This is a genomic window from Kitasatospora sp. NPDC059408 (genome assembly GCF_042751525.1).
Lineage (GTDB): Bacteria > Actinomycetota > Actinomycetes > Streptomycetales > Streptomycetaceae > Kitasatospora.
This window is the reverse complement of record NZ_JBHYWI010000080.1, coordinates 1-20,179: the sequence shown is the minus strand read 5'-3', so window position 1 is coordinate 20,179 and position 20,179 is coordinate 1. Positions and strand designations below refer to the sequence as shown.

Sequence of the window (20,179 nt, the reverse complement as noted above, 5' to 3'; positions counted from 1 at the left end):
GGGGACCGCGCACATGTGAGCACCCTGTTACCGGGCGCTCACAGATGGTGGCAGAAAGGAGCGACCCGCTACGCCACCCGCGCCACCGGTACGACCACCGTCCCACGTTCGGGTGAATGGAGAAACGTATCTTCTCCCTCGGTCTGCCCGATTGGACCACTCGTACGAACGGGTTTGAAACCCGGTTGACCGCCGCCGACCGGCGGCGGTCCGCTGCTGCCCCGTCAGCGGGCGACGCGGGCGACCCAGGCGGCCGGGTCGTGGATCTCCTCCTTGGTCGGGAGGGTGTTCGGGGACGTCCAGACCCGGTTGAACCCCTCCATCCCGACCTGCTCCACGACGCCCCGGACGAACACCGCGCCGTCCTGGTACTGGCGCAGCTTGGCGTCCATCCCGAGCAGCCGGCGCAGGAGCAGGTCCAGCCGGTTCGCGCCGCGGTCCCGGCGCTGCTGGAACTTCTCCCGGATCTCCGCGACCGTCGGCACCACCGACGGGCCGACCCCGTCCATCACCACGTCCGCGTGGCCCTCCAGCAGCGACATGACCGCCGTCAGCCGGCCCAGGATCTCGCGCTGCGCGGGCGTCTGCACGACCTCCAGCAACCCGGTGGACGCCCCGGCGGGCTCGCGGCCGCCGACGCCCGACAGGCCGCCGCCCAGCGCGCCGGCCGCGTCGCGCAGGCGGTCCAGCAGGGCGCCCGGGTCGACGTCCGTCTCGGTCAGGAAGGACTGCACCTCGGACTGGATGTGGTCGCGCAGCCAGGGCACCGCCGTGAACTGCGTGCGGTGGGTCTCCTCGTGCAGGCACACCCAGAGCCGGAAGTCGGACGGGTCGACGTCCAGCTCCCGCTCGACGTGCACGATGTTCGGCGCGACCAGCAGCAGCCGGCCCGGGCCGGGCCCGTCCGGGCCGAGGCGCGGCTTGTCGAACAGGGCGGCCGGGCTGTCCGGCGCCTCCAGCGAGGGCTCCGCGGGGGCGAAGGTCTCGTACTGGCCGAGCACCCTGGTCGCCAGGAACGCCAGCAGCGCGCCGACCTCGATGCCGGTGGCCTTCTCCCCGACCGAACCGAGCACGCCCGCGGCCGGGCCGTTCGCCCGGCGGGCCTGGAGCTTCTCCACCAGCGGCTGGACGACCGTACGGAACCCCGCCACGTTGGCCCGCACCCACCCGGGGCGGTCCACCACGAGCACGGGCGTCGCGACGGCGTCCGCCAGGCTCGTCGAACGCATCCCGGTGAACGCCCGCACGTGCTCCTCGGCCGCCAGGGCGTGCCGGCGCAGCTCGGCGACCACGGCCGCCGCCTCCGCACGGCTCACCTCCGGCCCCGGCCGCACCAGCCGGGTCGCGGTAGCGACCGCGAGATTCCAGTCGACCATGTCAGATCCGCCACTCGCGCTCGTCATGCCCTCACCGTACGTGCTCCGCCCCGCCCGGGGCAGCCACCGGCCCCACCCACGCCCTGCCCCATCCCGTCACCCCCCAACCACATCCGCCCCGGCCCCTCCGGAGCCGACCGAACGGCCCGGCGCGCAACGATCGGAGGGCGCGGGCGGGGCCCAGGAGCGACGGGGGCATGGCCCGAGCGCCCCTGGCGAGGCGGACCGCACTCGGCCGGCAGGCAGGCCGGCGTTTCGGCCGACGCGTTCGCCCGCCTTGGGGCCGCCGAGGGGACGCCCGAGGTGCGCCGCACGAGCGGCGACCGCCGACGCCGCTGGCGCCACAGGCGCTCGCCGGCGGTTGGTGGGCACGGGCCGACGAGGGCACCGTCCTCGGCACAGCGGCCACCGATCGACATGCGCGGCACCAGCAGCGGATGAGCCCGCGCCGGCTGGCGGGCACGGGCCGACGAGGGCACCGTCCTCGGCACAGCGGCCACCGATCGACATGTGCGGCACCGGAGGCCGACCGCCGACTCCGTGCTGCCACCCCACGAGCCCCGCTGCCGGGCGGCCTATCGCGGCCAGGCGGGGCGCGCCGCCCACGTCCGCAGGGCGGTCAGTGGCAGCCGCAGGCGGTGAGGCGGGCGGCCACGCGGTCGAGGGCGGCGCGCGCGGCGTCGGCGTCGGCGTCGGTGCGGGCCATGACGGCGAAGGCGAGGAGGCGGCCGTCGGCGTCGACGACCGTCCCGGCGAGGGTGTTGACGCCGCTCAGGGTGCCGGTCTTGGCGTGGATCAGGCCGGCCGCGTCGGCGGCGCCCGAGCCGGCGCCGTAGCGCTTGCCGAGGGTGCCGGTGAAGCCGGCGATCGGGAGGCCGGTGAGGACCGGACGCAGGGTGGGGTGCTGGTCGGAGGCGGCCAGGGTGAGGAGCTGGACCAGGACGGCCGGCGGGATCGCGTTGCCGCGGTGCAGGCCGCTGCCGTCGTTGAGGGTCACGTTCGTCGTCGTCACACCGAGCCGGCCGAGCTCCTGCTTCACCGCGGTCGCGGCGCCCTCGAAGCTGGCGGGCTGGTGGGCGGCGATGGCCGCCTGGCGGGCGATCGCCTCGGCGATGGTGTTGTCCGAGGTGGTCAGGAGCCGTTCGACCAGGCGGGCGATCGTCGGCGAGTCGACCCGGCCGAGGACGGGGGCGGTGGCGGCGGCCGGGGCCGCGGCGGGCTTGGCCTTGCCGTCGACGGTGATGCCCTGGGCCTTGAGCAGGGCCGCGAAGGCGTCGGCGGCCGCGAAGGCCGGGTCGGCGACGCGGGCCGGCGCGTCCTCGCGGCTCTTCGGGTCGGCCTTGCCCTCGTCGACCATCAGCGGAACGACGAGCGGGATGTTCTCCGCGTCGTAGTTCTCGTGCCGCGGGCTGCCCGTGTACATCGACAGGTCGTAGTCCAGCCGGACCGTCGTCGTCCCGGTCTCCTTCAGGGCGGCGGCGGTCTGCCGGGCGAGCGCGTCGAGCGAGGCGGGGGCGGTGTCGGCGTCCGCGGGCCGGCCGGCGATCTGCACCTGGTCGGCGGGCAGCACGGTGAGCGTCGGGTCGCCGCCGCCCACGAGGGTGATCGCGCCGGGGTCGGCCCCCTTGACCACCCGGGTGGTGAGCCGGGTGTCGCCGGGGATCAGCGAGAGGGCCGCGACCGTGGTGGCGAGCTTGGTGGTGGAGGCCGGCGTCGCCGGGGTGTTCTCGCCGGAGCCGTACAGGAGTCTGCCGTCGGCGGCGTCCCCGACGGCGACGGTGACCGTGCCGAGGCTGCGGTCGCCGAGGGCGACGGCGAGCGCCTGCTGGAGGCCCTGGGCGGTGGGCTGCGCGGTCTTGTCCCGGCCCGCCTCGACGGCGGCCAGGACGGCGCCCGGCGCCGGGGCCGGGCGGGCGAGCGGGGACGCGCTGCCGCCCGGGGCGGGGGTGCCGCCCTTGGTGGCCGGGGCGGCCGTGCCCTGGCTGCCGGGGTCGCCGGAGCGCTTGCCCTTGCCGTGGCCGTTCCTGCCCTGGTCGCCCTGCCCCTGGTCGCCTTGGTCGTCCTGGTTGCCCTGACCGCCCTGGCCCCCTTGTCCGCCCTGGCCGCGGCCGCCGTCGCCGTGCCCGGCGCTGTGCCCGCCCGGCGTCGGGGACGGCTGCGCGTAGGCACCGCCGCCCGAGGCCAGCACCGTCCCGGTGACCAGCAGCGCCACCCCGAACAGTCCCGCGGCCGTCCCCCTGCGGCGGCGCCCCGCCCCGACCCCTGCTCCCACCGACCGGCCCCTTTCCCGAGCACTCGCTCCCGTAGGAGACACTTGGATTCTGTCAGTCCCTACCTTGGAGGAACCGTTGGAGTTCGACGTCCTTATCGAAATCCCGAAGGGCTCTCGTAACAAGTACGAGGTCGACCACGAGACCGGCCGTCTGCGGCTCGACCGGATGCTCTTCACCTCGACCCGCTACCCGGCCGACTACGGCTACGTGGAGGGCACGCTCGGCGAGGACGGCGACCCGCTGGACGCGCTGGTGATCCTGGACGAGCCGACCTTCCCCGGCTGCCTGATCAAGTGCCGCGCGATCGGCATGTTCCAGATGACCGACGAGGCCGGCGGCGACGACAAGCTGCTGTGCGTCCCGGCGACCGACCCGCGCTGGGAGCACCTGCGGGACATCCACCACGTGTCGGAGTTCGACCGTCTGGAGATCCAGCACTTCTTCGAGGTCTACAAGGACCTGGAGCCCGGCAAGTCCGTCGAGGGCGCCAACTGGGTCGGCCGCGCCGAGGCCGAGGCCGAGGTCACCGCTTCGATCAAGCGCCTGGCGGACCAGGGCGGCCACTGAGCCGTCGTTCCGATCTCGATCGAGACCGGTTCGAGGTAGTTCGAGATAGGTCGAGGTAGGTCGGGACAGCCCGGGGCCGGGGTTCGCGGAGAGTCTTCCGCGGGCCCCGGCCCTTGCCGTGTCCGGGGCCCTGACGCATCGTTGTTTACCGACGGACTGTCGGCAAGATGTCCGCTTAGGTTAGGCTAACCAAAACTGCCGGGCCCGATTCCGATCCCTGGAGGCCGCATGCCCACGCCCGAGCCCGTCCCGTTCTCCACCGTGCTCCGCACCGCCAGCAGCGAGGAGCACGAGGCCGCGGAGCAGTCGTCGTTCATGAGCCACCTGCTCGGCGGGCGGCTCGGGGTCGAGGCCTACGCGGACCTCACCGGCCAGCTCTGGTTCGTCTACCGGTCGCTGGAGGGCCGCGCGGAGCAGCTCGCGCAGCACCCGCTGGCCGGCCCGTTCATCGACCGGGCGCTGCTGCGCACCGCCGCCATCGAGCGCGACCTGGCGCACCTGCGCGGGCCGCGGTGGCGGGACGGGCTGGAGCCGCTGCCGGCCACCGCCGCCTACGTGGCGCGGGTGGAGGAGCTGGCCGCCGAGTGGCCGGCCGGGTACCTCGCGCACCACTACACCCGCTACCTGGGCGACCTCTCCGGCGGGCAGATCATCCGCGGCGTGGCGGAGAAGACCTGGGGCTTCGAGCGCAAGGGCGACGGCGTCCGGTTCTACGTCTTCGAGGAGGTCGAGAACCCGGCGGCCTTCAAGCGCGAGTACCGGGCCAAGCTGGACGCGGCCGGGCTGGCGATGGACGAGATGGAGCGCCGCCGGGTGGTCGAGGAGTGCAAGCGCGCCTTCGTCCTCAACGGCGCGATCTTCCACGACCTGGACGCGCGCTACCCGCTCGCGTCGTAACCGGGCCCCGGCTCGACCGGAAGGCCCCGGCGGGAGTCGCCCGCCGGGGCCTTCGCGCGTCCCGAGGGTGCGTCAGGACTGCGCGGTCCGTCGGCCGCGGACGAAGGCGGTGGCGCCGCCGCCGACGAGCAGGAGACCGGCGGCGGTGGCCAGCAGCGGGGCCACCGGGGTGCCGGAGCCGGTCGCGGCGAGCACGCCGCCGCCCGGGCCGCCGAGGCCGGAGGTCGTCAGCGAGGCGCCGCCGGCCGCGCCCGTGCCCGAACCCTGGCCGCCGGCGGCCGAGTCGGTGCCGGAGCCGGTGGTCACGCTGGCCGGCCGGGCGGTCGGGAGCTGGGCGTTCCCGTCGAAGGCCAGCGTGGCGCTGACCGGGTCCAGGGCCGTCCCCTCCGGGTAGTTGGCGAACACCGGCACGCCCTCGGCGGTGAGCGTCGCCGGAACGGCGGACAGCGTCACCACGCCGTTGACCGGCGTCAGGGCGGACTTGGGCACGTCGAGCCTGGCGATCCGGGCGCCGGTCAGCGAAGTCGGCTTGCCGTCCTGGGACTTGCCGTTCACGTCGGCGGTCAGGAAGGCGCCGTCGCGGTCGATCGCCAGGCCGAGCTTGGCGAGCGTGGTGTCGAGCGCGTAGCCGTCCTTGCCGGGGTGGGCGAGGAAGCGGACGGAGCCCGTGAAGCCGGCGGCGAGCATGTGGTCGGCCGTGTTGTAGCCGCCGGTCGCACCGCCGAAGCGGTAGTCGGACGCGCCGCCGCCGAACTCGACCTTGCCGGCCGCCGTCGGGCTCGCGAGGTACTTCCGGAAGCTGTCCTTGACCGTCCAGTCGAGGGTCCCGTTCACGACCGGCAGCCGCCCGGCGGCGGGCGTGCCGGTGCTGGTCGGCGTGCCGGTGCTGGTCGGCGTGGCGGTGGCGCTCGCGGACGGGGAGCCGGTGGCACTCGGCGACCGCGTCGCGGACGGCGAGCCGGTGGCGGTCGGGGAGGCCGTCCCGCTCGGCGTGGACGTGGCCGACGGCGAGGCGGTGGGCTGCCCGGTGGGCGAGGCGGTCGCGGTCGCGGACGGCGAGCCGGTGGCGGTCGGGGACGGCTTGGCCGGGGCCTGCTTCAGCAGCAGCGACAGCGGGTCCATCTCCGTCCCCGCCGGGTAGAAGCCCGCGAACGCCTTGGCGCCCTGCTCGGTCAGCTTCGCCGCCGCCGGGGAGCCGCTGGTGGTGTCGCGCCCGACGGTGAACGTCACCAGCGGCACGTCCTCCCGCCGGGTGATCTCGGTGGCCCCCATCGACTCCTTGGAGGCGGTGTCGGCGGTGAGCGTGCCGGTCGTCCCCGAGGTGGTGATCCGCAGGTCGCTCAGCGCGATGTCCAGCGCGCCGTGGTGCGCGGTGAAGCGGACGCCTCCGGTGAAGGACGAGCTCAGCGCGTGCGTCGTCAGGTCGTACGCGGCGCTTCCGAAGCCGAAGTGGAAGCTCCCGTCGGCGTTGGCGGTCGCGCCGCCGGTCAGCTCGATCGCGCCGCCCTGGGAGGCCGGGCCGGTGACGTAGGCGCGGAAGCTGCTCTTCACGCCCCAGTCCAGCGCGCCGGAGTCGTACGTGACGCTGCCCGGCCCGCCCGCGCCGAAGGCGAGCGCGGGGGCGCCGAGGGCGGTCAGCCCGAGGCCGGTGGTGACGGCGGCGAGGGCCGCCAGTCGGGTGCGGTTGCGGGACATGGTGGTGAACTCCGTTCGGGGGGACGGGGGGAGGTCGGAGGAGTGGTTGTCAGGAAGCCCGGCGACGGCGTCGCAGGAGCACACCGCCGGTCGCCGCGAGCGCAGCCACCAGCGCCGCCCCGCCGGCCACGGCCGCCACCGGGACGCCATCGGGGGAGGACGACGCGGCGACGGGTGCGGCGGAGGGGGTCGCGGAGGCGCCCGGCACGGCGGCCGGGGCGCTGCCGAGGTCCGGCAGCGGGGGCAGCGCGGCGGCCGGGTCGAGGGCGACGGCGAAGCTCAGCGGGTCCATCGCGGTGCCGGCCGGGTAGAGGCCGCCGAAGGCCTTGGCACCCGTCTCGGTGAGCGTGAGCGGCAGCTCGACGGCCTTCAGCAGGCCGCCCTCGGACGTGAGGCCGGCCGGGTCGAAGACGGCCAGTTCGGCGCCGGTGAGCTGCTGGACGGCACCGTCCGGCGTGCGGCCGGAGACGTCGGCGAGGAGGCGCCCGCGGCCGGCGGCCACGGTGACGCCGGGGTTGGCGAGGGTGAGGTCGAGGCCGTCCGTGCCGCCCGTCCGCAGGCCGGTGAAGCGGACCGTGCCGGTGAAGGCGGCGGTGAGTTCGCCGGTGGCAGGGTCGTACGTGCCCTTGGCCGGGCTCCAGCGGTAGAACGCCCCGCCGTCGGCGGCTCCGGCGCCGAGCTCCCAACGGCCCTGGGCGATGGCGCCGGTGACGTAGTCGCGGAAGGTTCGGCGCACGCCCCAGTCGAGGGCGCCGGCGGCGAACCCGGTGCGGGCGGGAGCCTGGGCGGTGGGCTCGGCGGTCAGCGTGCTGGGCTCGGCGGTCGGCGTCGACGTCGGTGTCGGTGTCAGCGCGGCACTCGGCGAGGGCGCCGCGGATGTCGCCTGCGCAGCCGGGAGGTTGACCGACAGGGTGACCGGATCGAGGGCCGTGCCGGCGGCGTAGAAGCCGGCGAAGGCCTTCGCTCCGGCGTCGGTCAGGGTGGCCGGCACGTTGCTCAGGGTCAGGGTCCCGGCCGCGCCGCGCAGGTCGACCCCGGCCAGCGACAGGTCCGCGACCTTGGCCTGGCTCGCGCCGCTCACCTGGCCGGTCTCCCGCGACTTGCTGCTGACGTCGGCGTAGAGCCCGGCCGCGCCGCCCTGGACGGCCCGGAAGGTGACCCGTCCGAGGCTCAGGTCGAGCGCGTCGGCGCCGTTCTCCTGATGCCCGGTGAACCGGACGCCACCGGAGAAGGCCGCGGTGAGCGCGCCGGTCGCCGGGTCGTAGGTCCCGTTCGCGGAGTGGAAGCGGAAGGCACTGCCGCCGACCGTGGCCGCGCCCCCGGTCAGCGCCCAACTCCCCTTGGCGATCGGCCCGGTGACGTACGTCAGGAAGGACTGCTTGATGCCCCAGTCGAGCCGCCCGCCGGAGACCCGGCCCTCCGCGGCCGCCGCCGGCCCGGGCGACAGGCCCACCGCCAGCAGGGCGGCGAGGACGGCCGGCAGGGCGGCGGCCGGACGGCGGAGCCGGCGGGACAGAGGCACGGCGGATCACTCCTGGCGCGACAGCGATGGACGAACGGGGGACGAACGGGGGCACGGCGAGCCGAGGGGGCGGCGCAGTGCCGACCCCCTTGCGAAACTCAGGTAAGGCTAACCTAATATAAGAGTCAAGAGTCCCGCCGCCCACCCCACCCCACCGGACCGGAACGGGCGGCAACTCCCAGCGAAGGGAAGCACGTTGAGCAGCCGTACGATCCGATCCCGGACCGCCCGCGGGCCCGTCCTCCTGGCGCTCGTCCTCGGCCTGCTGCTCGCGCTCACCGCCTGCGGCTCCGGCGCGGGCACGGCCGGCAGCGCCGCCACCCGCGCCCCCGACGCCGTCGAACCGCTGCCCGGCGAGCCCGCCCCGCGGCTCCCGGCCGCCGTGGCGTCCGCCGACGGCCGCCAGGTGACCGTCACCAGCGCCGACCGGATCATCCCGCTCAACGGCAGCCTCGCCGAGCTCGTCTTCAGCCTCGGCCTCGGGCCCAGGGTCGTCGCCCGGGACGTCTCCACGACGTTCCGGCAGGCCGCCGCGCTGCCGGTGATCACCCAGGCCCACGACGTCTCCGCCGAGGGCGTGCTGTCGCTGCACCCCACCGTCGTCCTCGCCGACCGCTCGACCGGCCCGGCCGAGGCCGTCGCGCAGATCCGCGCGGCCGGCGTCCCGCTCGTCGTCCTGGACGACGCCAAGCAGCTCGCCGACGTCGGCCCGCGCATCGACACCGTCGCCTCCGCGCTCGGCGTCCCGGACGCCGGACGGCAGTTGAAGGAGCGCACCGAGCAGCGGACCGCCGAGGCCAAGGCCGCGCTCCCGGCCACCGACCGGCACCCCAGGGTCGCCTTCCTCTACCTGCGCGGCAGCGCGTCCGTCTACCTGCTCGGCGGCCCGGCCTCCGGCGCCACCTCCCTGATCGAGGCCGTCGGCGGCGAGGACGCGGGCAAGGCCGCCGGGCTCACCGGCGACTTCACCCCGCTCACCAGCGAGGCCCTGGTCAAGGCCGCGCCGGACGCGATCCTGGTGATGAGCAAGGGCCTGGACTCCGTCGGCGGCGTCGACGGCCTGCTCAAGCTGCCCGGCGTCGCCCAGACCCCGGCCGGGCTCGACCGCCGGATCGTCTCCGTCGAGGACGGACAGCTGCTCAGCTACGGCCCGCGCACCCCGCAGGTGCTGCGCGAGATCGCCGCCCAGCTCTATCCGGCGGACGCCAAGTGAGCACCGCCGTCCGGGAGAAGGCCGCACCCGGGAAGACCGCCGCGCTCCCCCGCCCGCGCAGCCACGCCACGCTCGTCACCGCCGCGCTCGCCGCCGCGCTCGTGCTGTGCGCCCTGCTCGCGGCCGGGACCGGCGCCTACCGCATCCCGCTCGGCGACATCCTCGCCTCCGCCGCCCACCGCACCGGCCTCGGTGGCCACGCCCTCGACCGCGTCCCCGAGTCGGTGCTGTGGAACGTCCGGCTGCCCCGCGTCGTGCTCGCCCTGCTGGTCGGCGGCTCACTGGGCTGCGCCGGCGCGCTGATGCAGGGCGTGTTCGGCAACCCGCTCGCCGAGCCCGCCGTGATCGGCGTCTCCTCCGGCGGCGCGGTCGGCGCGGTGGCCTGCATCGTGCTCGGCCTGGACGCCCTCGGCACCTGGACGGTCACCGCGTTCGCCTTCGCGAGCGGTCTGCTGACGGTCCTCGCGGTGTACGCGCTGGCCCGCAGCGGCGGGCGCACCGAGGTGGTGACGCTGATCCTCACCGGCGTCGCGGTGAACGCCTTCTGCGGCGCGCTGATCGGCCTGTTCCTGTTCGCCGCCGACTCCGCCGCGATCAGCCAGGTCACCTTCTGGCAGCTCGGCTCGCTCTCGCAGGCCACGTGGGGCAAAGTGCTCGCCGTCCTGCCGTTCGCCGTCGCCGGCCTGGCCGTCGCCCCGCTGTACGCGCGCCGGCTGGACCTGCTCGCCCTCGGCGAGCGCCCGGCCCGTCACCTCGGGGTGGACGTCGAGCGGATGCGGCTCGTGCTGATCACCGTCGTGGCGCTGCTCACCGCCGCGGCCGTCGCGGTCAGCGGCATCATCGGCTTCGTCGGACTGGTCGTCCCGCACCTGCTGCGGATGGTCGCCGGGCCGGGCCACCGGTTCCTGCTGCCCGCCTCCGCGCTCGGCGGCGCACTGGTGCTGGTCGTCGCGGACCTCGCCGCGCGCACCCTCGCCGAGCCGGCCGAACTGCCGCTCGGCGTGCTCACCGCGCTGATCGGCAGCCCGTTCTTCTTCTGGCTGCTGCGCCGGACCCGCACCAAGCAGGGAGGCTGGGCATGAGACTGCGGACGAACCGCGAGGTGCCCGCACGACCGCTCCCCGGCACCGAGCTGCTGGCGGCCGAGGACGTCCGGCTGACCCTCGGCGGGCGCGGGCTGCTGGCCGGCGCGTCGGTCCGGGTGGCCGCCGGCGAGGTGGTCGCGCTGCTCGGCCCGAACGGAGCCGGCAAGTCGACGCTGCTGTCCGTCCTCGCCGGGGACGTCGTGCCGGACGGCGGCGAGGTCCTCCTCCACGGCCGCGCCCTCGGCGGTTACGGCGCCGCCGAACTCGCCCGGCGCCGCGCGCTGCTGCCCCAGGCGGCGGCGCTGTCCTTCCCGTTCCGGTCCGGCGAGGTGGTCCGGATGGGCCGCGCGCCGTGGGCCGGGACGGCGGCCGCCGCCGAGGACGAGGCGGTGGTCGCCGAGGCCATGGCGGCCACCGAGTCCGCCGCGTTCGCCGAGCGCCCGTTCACCGCCCTCTCCGGCGGCGAACGGGCCCGGGTGGCGCTCGCCCGGGTGCTCGCCCAGCGCACGCCGCTGCTGCTCCTGGACGAGCCGACGGCCGCCCTCGACCTGCGCCACCAGGAACTCGTGCTGCGGGTCGCCCGGGCGCGCGCCGCCGCCGGGGACGGCGTGGTCGTCGTCCTGCACGACCTCTCGCTGGCAGCGGCCTACGCGGACCGCGTGGTGCTGCTGACCGGCGGCGCGACGGTCGCCGACGGACCGGTCGCCGAGGTGCTGCGCGCGCCGCTGCTCAGCGAGGTGTACGGGCACCCCGTGGAGGTGCTGGCGCACCCGCGCACGGGCGTGCCGCTGGTCCTGCCCGAGCGGTAGCGGTCAGTCCTCCAGGCGGAAGCCGATCTTCATCCCGACCTGGAAGTGCTTGACCCGTCCCTCCTCCAGATGCCCCCGGACCTGCGTCACCTCGAACCAGTCGAGGTTGCGCAGCGTCCGGGAGGCCCGCTCCACGCCGTTGCGGATGGCGGCGTCGACGCTCTCGGTCGAGGATCCGACGATCTCGGTCACCCGGTACACGTGTTCGGTCATGGCTCGGCTCCCTCAGCTGTGCGACGGCCCCCGGTCCACCGTGCACCGCCCCCGCCCCGCCCGCACGCCGACCGCCGCCACGAGCGTCGGAACCGCTGCGCCGGAATGCCTGGAACACCCGGAACGCCTGGAGCGCCTGGAACGCATGGACCGCCTAGAACGCCGCCCGTACCTGCCCGACGGGCACGCCGCCGCCGAGCAGCGGGGCCGCGCCGATGCGCTCGACGGTCTCGTCGGCGCCCGTCACCCCGAGCCGGCGCAGCGCCGCCGCCAGGACCGGCCCGCGGGCCCGCTCGGCGCCGTCGTCGATCTTGAAGGCGAGGGCCCGTCCGTCCGGCAGCGCCACCACCTGGACGGCCTCGGCGCCCATCTTGGACAGCGCGCCCGGGAGGGCCCGCATCAGCCAGGTGTCGGCCCGGCGGGTGCCGGCCACGTACTCGGGGTGGGCGCGCATCGCGTCGGCGACGCGGCGCTGCGCGGTGCCCTCGGCGGCGAGCACGAACGCCCGGTAGCCGCGGGCCAGGCCGGTCAGCGAGACGGCCAGCAGGGGCGCCCCGCAGCCGTCCACGCCGGCGTGGGCGACGCCCTCGCCGGTGGCCTCCTCCAGGGCCTCGCGGGCCAGCAGCTGGATCGGGTGGGCCGGGTCGAGGTAGCCCTCGGTGTCCCAGCCGTTGGCGACGCACGCGGCCAGCCAGCCGGCGTGCTTGCCGGAGCAGTCCATCAGGATCGGGGCGCGCTCGCCGCCGGAGCGCAGCAGCAGCTCGGCCTCGGTCTCGTCGAGCGGCAGGTCGGCCGGGGTGCGCAGGGCGGACTCGTCCAGTCCGGCGGAGGCCAGGATGGTCCGGACACCAGCGCGGTGAAACGTTTCTCCAGAGTGGCTGGAGGCCGCCAGCGCCAGCAGCTCGCCCTCGATCTCCAGCCCGGCCCGCAGCGTGGCCACCGCCTGGAACGGCTTGGCGGTCGACCGGGGGAAGACCGGCGCGCCGGGGTCGCCGAGCGCGAACTCGACCGAGCCGTCGGCGGCGAGCAGCACCAGCGAGCCGTGGTGCCGCCCCTCGGTGAAGCCCGAGCGTATGACCTCGGCGAGAACGGTCGGGGTGGCGGACTGGGGCATGGCGGAGCCTTCCGGGGCAGGGGTGGACCGGGGGCGAGCCGGGCCCCACCCGCCCATGGTGCCTCACCCGGTCAGAGGGGGCCGCCCGCGAGCAGGTCGTCGACCCGTGCTTCCCCATCACGGTACCTGCGGGTGATCTCGGCGTTGCAACCGTCCGCGGTGCGCAGCAGCCGCTGCCGCCGTCCGGAGACCTCCCGCTCGTGCGCCCGCAGCCGGTCCAGCGCGGCGAGCAGTTCCGCGGCCGGGTGCGCGGCGAGGTCGGCGAGCTGGACGTCGCCCATCAGCGCGTCCGCCTCCAGCTGCGACTCGTGGCCCCGCGGCGGCCCGAGCGTGACGTGCCGGGCCGAGCGCCGCACGGTGGAGGGCGCGTCGGTGAGGATGGCCGGCAACCGGTCCAGCAGGTCGCCGGACGGCCCCTCGGTGCCGCCCGCCCCCGCCGCGCGCGAGCGGCCGCCCGGGCGGCGGTCCAGCTCGGCGCGCAGGATGTCCATCCGGCCGTGCAGCAGCCGCCGCAGGTAGGAGAGGTCGGCCTCCTGTTCCAGGGTCTCCCGGCGCAGGATCCGCAGCTGGTCCAGGCCCAGCCGCTCCAGGTCGGGCTCGTCGTCCCCGGTCGCCCGCCCGGACCGGTCCTGCGCGCTGCTCGCGTCCATCACCCAACCACCTGCCGTCGTCCGTTCCCGCCCGCTCGCGGCACCCCGTCCCTGCCGCCGTCCGGCCCGTCCCCCGACGGACCGTGCGCGTCCCGTCCGTTGGCACGCCCGGACACCCCCGAAAGGTTCCGGTCCCCGGCGGACACCACCCGCCGGGGCGACACCGCCAGAACGCCTGACCTACCGGCTCGACCGCCCGGCCGAACCCGGACCCGGGGCGGCGGACCTCCTGGCGCCCCGGGCCGTATGTACGGTGCCCCAGCGTGCCACCCCGCCCGGCGCGCGCGCACCGCCCGTGCACCCGAACGGCCCCCTGGCGAACGGGGGTGGCTGATATGACGAGGCCTTTGCCCAGGAAGAACGGCGCCCGACCCAGCGCAGGCGTGCGCAACCCGGCGCGCGCCACCACATCACACGCCTCCCCCGGTGCGTACGGATCCCCCTCCTGGGTGACCCCGTTCGGCTCCGGCACAATGGCCGCATGCGAGCAGTGGTGCAACGGGTGAGCGAAGCCAGGGTGACGGTGGCCGGAGAGACCGTCGGCGCGATCGAGGGGCCCGGGCTCTGCGTCCTGGTCGGCGTCACCCACGACGACACACCCGCCAAGGCCGCCCAGCTGGCCCGCAAGCTGTGGACGCTGCGCCTGCTGCCGGCCGACGGGGACGGCGTCGAGCAGTCCTGCTCCGACCTCGCCGCCCCGCTCCTGGTGATCAGCCAGTTCACCCTCTACGGCGACGCCCGCAAGGGCCGCCGCCCCACCTGGAACGCCGCCGCCCCCGGCCCGGTCGCCGAGCCGCTGGTGGACGAGGTCGTCGCCCAGCTGCGGGCGCTCGGCGCCAAGGTGGAGACGGGCCGGTTCGGCGCCGACATGCAGGTGGCGCTGGTGAACGACGGCCCGTTCACCGTCATCGTCGAGGTCTGAGCCCGGCCACGGCGGCCCGGGGGGCTACTGCGGGACGATCACGTCCTGCGTGCCCGGCACCGTCCCGGCCAGCAGCACCGCGTCCACCGGGGCGTTCCGCTTGACGATCGCCAGCGCGATCGGCCCCAGCTCGTGGTGGCGCGCCGAGGACGTGACGAAGCCGAGCGCCCGCCCGTCCGGGTCGGACGCGAGCCGCACCTCGGTGCCGTGCGGGGGCAGCGTCTCCTCGGTGCCGTCCAGGTGCAGGAAGACCAGCCGGCGCGGCGGGCGGCCCAGGTTGTGCACCCGGGCGACGGTCTCCTGCCCGCGGTAGCAGCCCTTCTGCAGGTGGACGGCGGTGCGCAGCCAGTCCACCTCGTGCGGGATGGTCCGGTGGTCGGTCTCGAAGCCGAGCCGCGGCCGGTGGCCCTCGATCCGCAGCGCCTCGTACGCCCACACGCCGGCCGCGGGCCCGTACCCGGCGGTGAGCTTCTCCAGCTCGGCGCGCGGCACGAACAGATCGCGCCCGTAAGGGAGTTCACGCACGGCGGCGGCCCCCTCGACGGAGCTGCCGGAACCCGCCGGCAGGTGCACGACCGCGTAGTCGGCGGTCGCGTCGGCGACCTCGACCCGGTAGAAGAACTTCATGCTCTCCAGGTAGGCCACCAAGTCGCCCTGGGTGCCCGGCTCGACGTGCGCCCACGTGGTGGTGCCGTCGTCGACGAGGTAGAGCGCGTGCTCGACGTGCCCGTTCGGGGAGAGCACCAGCGCCTCGGTGGCCTCCTGCGGCGGCAGCGCGCTGACGTGCTGGGTGAGCAGCAGGTGCAGCCAGGACAGCCGGTCCGCGCCGGTGACGGTGACCACGCCGCGGTGCGAGAGGTCCACGAAGCCGTCGCCCTGCGCGAGGTGGCGTTGCTCCCGGAAGATGTCGCCGTAGTGGGCGGCGACGCCCTCGTCGGCCCCCTCGGCGGGGACGGCTCCGGACAGGGCAAGCAGCGGGCTCTTCACACCGGTCATACCGGTCAGCTTACGACTGGCCGTCCGCGAGCTTGGCGGTGCAGTCGGCGCAGCGCCCGAAGATGGCGAAGTGCTTGAGGTCGGTGTCGAACCCGTGGCGCGCGCGCAGGCTCTCGATCAGCGGCTCGGCGATCTCGGTGTCCGTCTCGGTGACCTCGTCGCAGTCCCGGCAGACCAGGTGCAGGTGGTGGTGGCGCCCGGCCAGGTGGTACGTCGGGGCGCCGTGGCCCAGGTGGGCGTGCGAGACCAGGCCGAGCTCCTCCAGCAGCTCCAGCGTCCGGTAGATGGTGGAGATGTTGATGCCGCTCGCGGTCCGCCGCACGTGGCTCAGGATCTCGTCCGGGGTGGCGTGGTCGAGCGTGTCGACGGCCTCCAGGACGAGCTGGCGCTGGGGCGTCAGCCGGTAGCCGCGTTCCCGCAGGTCGGCCTTCCAGTCTCCGGAGAGCTGCCAGTCGGTGGTGCCGGTGTCCGCCACGATGCTGTCCCTGCCACGGTCGGGGGTCCTTGGAACAAGTGTAGGGACCGGCCGCGGGCCGGTCCCTACGTCGTGCGCGGGTGGTGACCACCCGCGCGGTGCCTGCCGGAGGCCTGCTGGAGGCCTACTTGAAGAAGGCGATGCCGTCGTCCGGCAGGTCGTTGATGTCCTTGATCAGCTGCGCCGGGCTGAGCACCTTCTTGAGCTGCGCGGACATGTACGGCCGCAGCGGCACGCTCGGGGCGGCCTTCTCGCCGACCCAGAGCAGCTCGCCGTTGACGAAGCCGTAGAGCCGCTTGCCGCCCGAGTACTCCGGGGAGCCCTCGATCCGGGCGACCGCGTCGGTCGAGACGTCGACCTGCGGCTTGCCGTCGGCCAGCTCGCCGTACCAGATCTCGACGGTGCCGTCGTCACGGACGGAGGAGATCTCGATCCCGCGCGCACCCGAGGTGCCGTCGTGGTTGCTGGTGATGCGCCAGAACGCGTGCTCGTTCTCCAGCGGGCGGACCTTCTCGCCCTCCTCGTTCAGCACCCAGGTGCGGGAGCGGAACTCCAGGAAGGGGCGGCCGTCGTGCCGGATCACGATCTCCTGGCCGAAGTTGCACTTCTCCGTGCCCGGGAAGTCATAGACTCCCGCGCCCTCCCAGGTGCCGAGGAGGAAGGCGAGCGGGACGACGTCCTTGTGGAGGTCAGAGGGGATCTCGATCATGTTCCTGGTCGCTGTCGTCGGTGTGGGGCTGCTTCAACCGTACGGCAGGCTCAGCGCTGGCCCTGGTACAGCTTCATCACCGAGAAGATGGCGAACCAGGTGATCAGCACGGCCATGAGGGCCAGCAGACCGTCGAAGAACATTTCCAGACCGGACACGGGGGGCTCCCAGGCGGCGACAGTGTGGTGGATTTTGCTGGCGCTCACTCTATCCGCCGGGTATCGGCCGGTCGCGGTGAGCCCCACCACGTCGCGTTTCCGCCGCCGCGCCGGCGCCCTCCGCGCGGCGACTTCCGCGCGCCGCCGAAGGTTTCCCCGCGCGATCCGGGGATTCCGGGAACCGGACGTTCCGGGCGCTCTAAGGTGGCGCCATGTCGAAGAAGCTCGTCATCAAGGTCACTGCCGGCTCCGACGCCCCGGAGCGGTGCTCGCAGGCGTTCACGGTGGCGGCCGTGGCCGTCGCCAGCGGCATCGAGGTCTCGCTCTGGCTGACCGGGGAGTCCTCCTGGTTCGCCCTGCCGGGGCGGGCGGCGGAGTTCGAGCTGCCGCACTCGGCGCCGCTGCCCGACCTGCTGGAGTCGATCATGGCGGGCGGCACGGTGACGCTGTGCACCCAGTGCGCGGTGCGCCGCGGGATCGAGCAGAAGGACACCGTCGACGGCGTCCGGATCGCGGGCGCGCAGGTCTTCGTCAGCGAGATCATGAGCGACGGCGTGCAGGCGCTCGTGTACTAGCCGGGCAGCGGGGCTAGGAGTCCCGCCGCTCGTGGTCGGGGTGGTCCCGGTCGTGGCCGGGCTCGTCCCACTTCGGGTCGTCCCAGCGGGGGTCGTTCCACCAGTCGTCGTCGGGGTCGCGCTTGTTGGCGAACACCGCCGCGGCCGGCGGGATGACCGCCGCGACCACGCACAGCGCGATCGCTGCGGGCACCGAGAAGAACCGCACCACGCCCCAGGCCAGGACGAACATGCCGAGGCACCCGCCCATCATGGCGAAGTAGTAGCGGCGCCGCCGGCTTGCCTGCACGTCTCCACGGTACGACCGAGGGCCCCGCCGTGGCAGGGCCCTCGTCGTTTCGCCTTCCGCCGCCTTCCGCGGGGCGGGAATCAGACCGCGATCGCGACCTCGACGGCGGTGCCCTGGGAGGCCACCACCTGACGGTCCACGGTCTGCCCCGGCACCAGCGCGCGCAGGGTCCACTTGCCCGGGCGGGCGAAGAACCGGAACTGGCCGGTCGCCGAGGTGGGCACCTCGGCCGTGAACTCTCCGCCCTCGTCCAGCAGCCGGACGTAGCCGTTGACCGGCTCACCGTCGCGGGTCACCGAACCCTGGATGATCGTCTCGTTCGCCACGTCAACTCCTGCCAGGTCCGGGCCGCCGGCCTTCGCACCGCACATGTCTGTCTCCTTCTGACTTACGGGTCGAGCCGGGGGCTCAGTTGCTGCCGAGCTCGATCGGCACGCCGACGAGGCTGCCGTACTCGGTCCACGAGCCGTCGTAGTTCTTCACGTTCTCCTGGCCGAGCAGCTCGTGCAGGACGAACCAGGTGAGCGCGGAGCGCTCGCCGATGCGGCAGTAGGCGATGGTGTCCTTCGCCAGGTCGATGCCCTCGGCCTCGTACAGGGCCTTGAGCTCGTCGTCGCTCTTGAAGGTGCCGTCGTCGTTGGCGTTCTTGGCCCACGGGATGTTGCGGGCGCTCGGCACGTGACCGGGGCGCTGCGACTGCTCCTGCGGGAGGTGGGCCGGGGCGAGCAGCTTGCCGGAGAACTCGTCGGGCGAGCGCACGTCTACCAGGTTGAGGGTGCCGATGGCGGCGATCACGTCGTCGCGGAAGGCGCGGATCGACGAGTCGGCGGCCTGCGCCGTGTACTCGGTCGCGGCGCGGGCCGGCACCTCGGAGACGAGGTCGCGGGAGTCCAGCTCCCACTTCTTGCGGCCGCCGTCCAGCAGGCGGACGTCGCCGTGGCCGTACAGCTTGAAGTACCAGTAGGCGTACGAGGCGAACCAGTTGTTGTTGCCGCCGTACAGGACGACGGTGTCGTCGTTGGCGATGCCCTTGGCGCTGAGCAGCGCCTCGAAGCCGGCCTGGTCGATGAAGTCGCGGCGGACCGGGTCCTGGAGGTCCTTCTTCCAGTCGATCCGGACGGCGTTGCGGATGTGGTTCTTGTCGTACGCGGAGGTGTCCTCGTCGACCTCGACGATGACGACCTTCGGGTCGTCCAGGCGGGCCTGGACCCAGTCGGCGTCGACCAGGACGTCGCTGCGGCTCATGGTGGTGTTCTCCATCCGGGGGCGGTTGGCGGAAGGTGCTGCTCAGCGGGGTGCTGCGGGACGCTCGGCCTGCTCCGGTCCGAAAGTCCGTCCGAATGATGGGACGGAGGAGGGTGTCCGGGACGGCCGGGCGGGGAATCGCGGTGTGCGTCGGCGGAGGTCGGCCGAAGTGGCCGGACGGAATCGCCGGAGGATCGGCGGCGGGCAGCAACTGCCCTGCCGGGATGCCGAGTTAGCGCATTCGACACAGACAGGCGGCCACGCGGCACAGGTCGACCGCCCGCCGCTTCGTGAGATCCGTCTGTCGCTTCATGTCGACGATGCTAGGGACACCGACGGCCCGCTGTCATCAGCGTATCGGATGCCGAGACCAGATCGACCAAATGCCGAGATTTGACCCTTCACAGCCCGCCGGGCAGCGGGCAGCGGCGTCACGGCGGCCCTCCGGGGCCGGAAACGACACCGCTCCGCGGTCGGCGCTGGACAGCGCGTCTCGCGGAGCGGAACGAAGCCGACCGGGTCGGCCGATCGGGTGAGTGGTCAGCCGAGGAGCTTGACGCCCCGACCGTCGAAGTTCAGCTGCAGGCCGTCCTCGGTCGGCGTCACGCCGTCCTTGTCGGCCAGCTTCAGCCCGGCCGGCAGCGAGTCGAGGGTGAAGCTCACCGGGTCGATCTTCTGGCCGCTCGCCCCGGCGAACATCCCGGCCAGCCCGCTGAGCTGGAAGCCGTCCGCGGTGACGGTGTTCCCCTCGCTGTGCACCGAGCCGGTGCCCACCGGCAGCGGGCCGAGCGACGCCTTGACCTTGCCGGGACCGCCGTAGGACAGGCTCAGCCGGGTGTTCGAGCCCACCGGGAGCTTGCCGCCGCCAGGCATCAGCTGGGCGGCCGGCGGCAGCAGCTGGGCGAGGTCCGCGTAGGTGATCAGACCGCTGCCGGTGCCGCTGTCCACGGTCGCGGAGTTCAGGCTGTCACTCACCCGGACGCCCGACAGCCGGGCCTTGAACCCGTGCAGCGCCACCTGGTGGCCGCCGTCGTTGATCATCAGGTTGTCGGCCGAGATGCGGACGTCGTCCAGCTTCTTGGACAGCACCTGGGTGAGGAACGGGAAGCCCCCGATCGAGACGTCCGGGCGCTGGCTCATCCGGCCGCTGCTCACCATCCGGTCGGCGGCCTCGTCCTCGGCCACCCCGACCGCGATCCGGTCGGCGCCCAGCAGCAGCCCGGAGAGCACCACCAGGCCTATCGTCGCCTTCAGCCATCCGCGCATCGCACTCCCCCGTCGTCGCCGGTCGCCGTCGTTCGCCGCCTCACGGCGGCGGCCCGCAACGGGGCCTCCGCACGACCGTACGACGTCCGGCCCCCGAACCCGGGTGCGGGGGCGGCCGTCGTACGGTCGT

Annotated in this window: 22 protein-coding genes; 7 read left to right on the top strand and 15 right to left on the bottom strand. The window is 74.4% G+C overall.

Annotated elements, in window-relative coordinates; translation table 11 throughout:
• Nucleotides 1-224 precede the first annotated feature (224 nt).
• Both ACFXDE_RS35720 and dacB read right to left on the bottom strand, forming a co-directional pair.
• Nucleotides 225-1,403 (bottom strand): zinc-dependent metalloprotease, encoded by a 1,179-nt coding sequence (locus tag ACFXDE_RS35720; protein WP_380441119.1) that lies wholly within the window; start codon nt 1,401-1,403, stop codon nt 225-227.
• A 592-nt stretch (nt 1,404-1,995) separates the two neighbouring features.
• Nucleotides 1,996-3,648, bottom strand: coding sequence for a D-alanyl-D-alanine carboxypeptidase/D-alanyl-D-alanine-endopeptidase (gene dacB, locus ACFXDE_RS35715; protein ID WP_380498596.1), 1,653 nt, complete (start codon nt 3,646-3,648; stop codon nt 1,996-1,998).
• 76 nt (nt 3,649-3,724) lie between these two features.
• Here dacB and ACFXDE_RS35710 point away from each other — a divergent pair, with 76 nt between their 5' ends.
• Nucleotides 3,725-4,216: an inorganic diphosphatase gene (locus ACFXDE_RS35710; RefSeq protein ID WP_329932372.1), complete on the top strand. Its 492-nt coding sequence runs from the start codon at nt 3,725-3,727 to the stop codon at nt 4,214-4,216.
• 228 nt (nt 4,217-4,444) lie between these two features.
• Nucleotides 4,445-5,113, top strand: coding sequence for a heme oxygenase (biliverdin-producing) (locus ACFXDE_RS35705; RefSeq protein WP_380498595.1), 669 nt, complete (start codon nt 4,445-4,447; stop codon nt 5,111-5,113).
• 72 nt (nt 5,114-5,185) lie between these two features.
• On the opposite strand, the gene ACFXDE_RS35700 is transcribed toward ACFXDE_RS35705, so the two are convergent.
• Together ACFXDE_RS35700 and ACFXDE_RS35695 are read right to left on the bottom strand one after the other, a co-directional pair.
• On the bottom strand, nt 5,186-6,808 hold the full coding sequence (locus ACFXDE_RS35700) for an HtaA domain-containing protein (protein WP_380498594.1): 1,623 nt from the start codon (nt 6,806-6,808) through the stop codon (nt 5,186-5,188).
• Between the two features lie 49 nt (nt 6,809-6,857).
• Nucleotides 6,858-8,330: an HtaA domain-containing protein gene (locus tag ACFXDE_RS35695; protein ID WP_380498593.1), complete on the bottom strand. Its 1,473-nt coding sequence runs from the start codon at nt 8,328-8,330 to the stop codon at nt 6,858-6,860.
• 196 nt (nt 8,331-8,526) lie between these two features.
• On the opposite strand from ACFXDE_RS35695, the gene ACFXDE_RS35690 reads away from it, so the two are divergent.
• From ACFXDE_RS35690 to ACFXDE_RS35680, 3 genes are read left to right on the top strand one after another with little or no spacing between them, the layout of a single operon-like run.
• Nucleotides 8,527-9,543, top strand: coding sequence for a hemin ABC transporter substrate-binding protein (locus ACFXDE_RS35690; RefSeq protein ID WP_380498592.1), 1,017 nt, complete (start codon nt 8,527-8,529; stop codon nt 9,541-9,543).
• Entirely contained in the window at nt 9,540-10,625 is a 1,086-nt protein-coding gene (locus tag ACFXDE_RS35685) for a FecCD family ABC transporter permease (RefSeq protein WP_380498591.1), read from the top strand. Before ACFXDE_RS35690 ends, ACFXDE_RS35685 begins: the two co-directional genes overlap by 4 nt.
• Complete coding sequence (locus ACFXDE_RS35680; RefSeq protein ID WP_380498590.1) at nt 10,622-11,437, top strand: heme ABC transporter ATP-binding protein; 816 nt, start codon at nt 10,622-10,624, stop codon at nt 11,435-11,437. Before ACFXDE_RS35685 ends, ACFXDE_RS35680 begins: the two co-directional genes overlap by 4 nt.
• A gap of 3 nt (nt 11,438-11,440) precedes the next feature.
• Here ACFXDE_RS35680 and ACFXDE_RS35675 read toward each other — a convergent pair whose 3' ends face one another.
• From ACFXDE_RS35675 to ACFXDE_RS35665, 3 genes are all read right to left on the bottom strand, one after another.
• Entirely contained in the window at nt 11,441-11,650 is a 210-nt protein-coding gene (locus ACFXDE_RS35675) for a dodecin (RefSeq protein WP_380441135.1), read from the bottom strand.
• A gap of 154 nt (nt 11,651-11,804) precedes the next feature.
• Nucleotides 11,805-12,764, bottom strand: a complete 960-nt coding sequence (locus ACFXDE_RS35670) for an asparaginase (RefSeq protein ID WP_380498589.1) — start codon at nt 12,762-12,764, stop codon at nt 11,805-11,807.
• Nucleotides 12,765-12,835: 71 nt separating this feature from the next.
• Nucleotides 12,836-13,414 (bottom strand): ABC transporter substrate-binding protein, encoded by a 579-nt coding sequence (locus ACFXDE_RS35665; RefSeq protein ID WP_380498588.1) that lies wholly within the window; start codon nt 13,412-13,414, stop codon nt 12,836-12,838.
• 481 nt (nt 13,415-13,895) lie between these two features.
• Between ACFXDE_RS35665 and dtd the strand changes: the two genes are divergently transcribed.
• A complete protein-coding gene (dtd, locus tag ACFXDE_RS35660; protein ID WP_380498587.1) occupies nt 13,896-14,336 on the top strand; it encodes a D-aminoacyl-tRNA deacylase in 441 nt (146 codons plus the stop codon).
• A 24-nt stretch (nt 14,337-14,360) separates the two neighbouring features.
• On the opposite strand, the gene ACFXDE_RS35655 is transcribed toward dtd, so the two are convergent.
• The 3 genes from ACFXDE_RS35655 to ACFXDE_RS35645 all read right to left on the bottom strand — a co-directional run bounded on the left by ACFXDE_RS35655 (nt 14,361) and on the right by ACFXDE_RS35645 (nt 16,516).
• Entirely contained in the window at nt 14,361-15,323 is a 963-nt protein-coding gene (locus ACFXDE_RS35655) for a YgfZ/GcvT domain-containing protein (RefSeq protein ID WP_380498607.1), read from the bottom strand.
• A gap of 19 nt (nt 15,324-15,342) precedes the next feature.
• Nucleotides 15,343-15,807 carry a Fur family transcriptional regulator gene (locus ACFXDE_RS35650; RefSeq protein ID WP_380441143.1) on the bottom strand — a complete coding sequence of 155 codons (465 nt, stop codon included), beginning with the start codon at nt 15,805-15,807 and terminating at the stop codon, nt 15,343-15,345.
• Nucleotides 15,808-15,931: 124 nt separating this feature from the next.
• A complete protein-coding gene (locus tag ACFXDE_RS35645) occupies nt 15,932-16,516 on the bottom strand; it encodes an FABP family protein (protein WP_380441145.1) in 585 nt (194 codons plus the stop codon).
• Nucleotides 16,517-16,886: 370 nt separating this feature from the next.
• On the opposite strand from ACFXDE_RS35645, the gene ACFXDE_RS35640 reads away from it, so the two are divergent.
• Complete coding sequence (locus ACFXDE_RS35640; protein ID WP_329932323.1) at nt 16,887-17,249, top strand: DsrE family protein; 363 nt, start codon at nt 16,887-16,889, stop codon at nt 17,247-17,249.
• 13 nt (nt 17,250-17,262) lie between these two features.
• Here ACFXDE_RS35640 and ACFXDE_RS35635 read toward each other — a convergent pair whose 3' ends face one another.
• From ACFXDE_RS35635 to ACFXDE_RS35615, 5 genes are all read right to left on the bottom strand, one after another.
• The gene (locus ACFXDE_RS35635) at nt 17,263-17,538 is read right to left on the bottom strand and encodes a DUF3099 domain-containing protein (RefSeq protein ID WP_380498586.1); all 276 of its coding nucleotides are present in this window, start codon (nt 17,536-17,538) and stop codon (nt 17,263-17,265) included.
• A gap of 80 nt (nt 17,539-17,618) precedes the next feature.
• Nucleotides 17,619-17,909, bottom strand: a complete 291-nt coding sequence (locus tag ACFXDE_RS35630) for a DUF1416 domain-containing protein (protein WP_030059605.1) — start codon at nt 17,907-17,909, stop codon at nt 17,619-17,621.
• A 37-nt stretch (nt 17,910-17,946) separates the two neighbouring features.
• Complete coding sequence (locus ACFXDE_RS35625) at nt 17,947-18,783, bottom strand: sulfurtransferase (protein ID WP_380498585.1); 837 nt, start codon at nt 18,781-18,783, stop codon at nt 17,947-17,949.
• Between the two features lie 232 nt (nt 18,784-19,015).
• Nucleotides 19,016-19,096, bottom strand: a complete 81-nt coding sequence (locus tag ACFXDE_RS35620; protein ID WP_350517234.1) for an Ms5788A family Cys-rich leader peptide — start codon at nt 19,094-19,096, stop codon at nt 19,016-19,018.
• A gap of 227 nt (nt 19,097-19,323) precedes the next feature.
• On the bottom strand, nt 19,324-20,049 hold the full coding sequence (locus ACFXDE_RS35615; RefSeq protein ID WP_380498584.1) for a DUF2993 domain-containing protein: 726 nt from the start codon (nt 20,047-20,049) through the stop codon (nt 19,324-19,326).
• Nucleotides 20,050-20,179: the final 130 nt, after the last annotated feature.

What these genes read in the sequence shown, in the direction of transcription:
- ACFXDE_RS35670 (WP_380498589.1), bottom strand. Translation starts at nt 12,764, where the DNA reads ATGCCCCAGTCCGCCACCCCGACCGTTCTCGCCGAGGTCATACGCTCG.
- ACFXDE_RS35665 (WP_380498588.1), bottom strand. Translation starts at nt 13,414, where the DNA reads ATGGACGCGAGCAGCGCGCAGGACCGGTCCGGGCGGGCGACCGGGGAC.
- ACFXDE_RS35700 (WP_380498594.1), bottom strand. Translation starts at nt 6,808, where the DNA reads ATGTCCCGCAACCGCACCCGACTGGCGGCCCTCGCCGCCGTCACCACC.
- ACFXDE_RS35620 (WP_350517234.1), bottom strand. Translation starts at nt 19,096, where the DNA reads ATGAAGCGACAGACGGATCTCACGAAGCGGCGGGCGGTCGACCTGTGC.
- ACFXDE_RS35705 (WP_380498595.1), top strand. Translation starts at nt 4,445, where the DNA reads ATGCCCACGCCCGAGCCCGTCCCGTTCTCCACCGTGCTCCGCACCGCC.
- ACFXDE_RS35640 (WP_329932323.1), top strand. Translation starts at nt 16,887, where the DNA reads ATGTCGAAGAAGCTCGTCATCAAGGTCACTGCCGGCTCCGACGCCCCG.
- ACFXDE_RS35675 (WP_380441135.1), bottom strand. Translation starts at nt 11,650, where the DNA reads ATGACCGAACACGTGTACCGGGTGACCGAGATCGTCGGATCCTCGACC.
- ACFXDE_RS35645 (WP_380441145.1), bottom strand. Translation starts at nt 16,516, where the DNA reads ATGATCGAGATCCCCTCTGACCTCCACAAGGACGTCGTCCCGCTCGCC.
- ACFXDE_RS35625 (WP_380498585.1), bottom strand. Translation starts at nt 18,783, where the DNA reads ATGAGCCGCAGCGACGTCCTGGTCGACGCCGACTGGGTCCAGGCCCGC.
- ACFXDE_RS35630 (WP_030059605.1), bottom strand. Translation starts at nt 17,909, where the DNA reads ATGTGCGGTGCGAAGGCCGGCGGCCCGGACCTGGCAGGAGTTGACGTG.
- ACFXDE_RS35615 (WP_380498584.1), bottom strand. Translation starts at nt 20,049, where the DNA reads ATGCGCGGATGGCTGAAGGCGACGATAGGCCTGGTGGTGCTCTCCGGG.
- ACFXDE_RS35720 (WP_380441119.1), bottom strand. Translation starts at nt 1,403, where the DNA reads ATGACGAGCGCGAGTGGCGGATCTGACATGGTCGACTGGAATCTCGCG.
- ACFXDE_RS35680 (WP_380498590.1), top strand. Translation starts at nt 10,622, where the DNA reads ATGAGACTGCGGACGAACCGCGAGGTGCCCGCACGACCGCTCCCCGGC.
- dtd (WP_380498587.1), top strand. Translation starts at nt 13,896, where the DNA reads ATGCGAGCAGTGGTGCAACGGGTGAGCGAAGCCAGGGTGACGGTGGCC.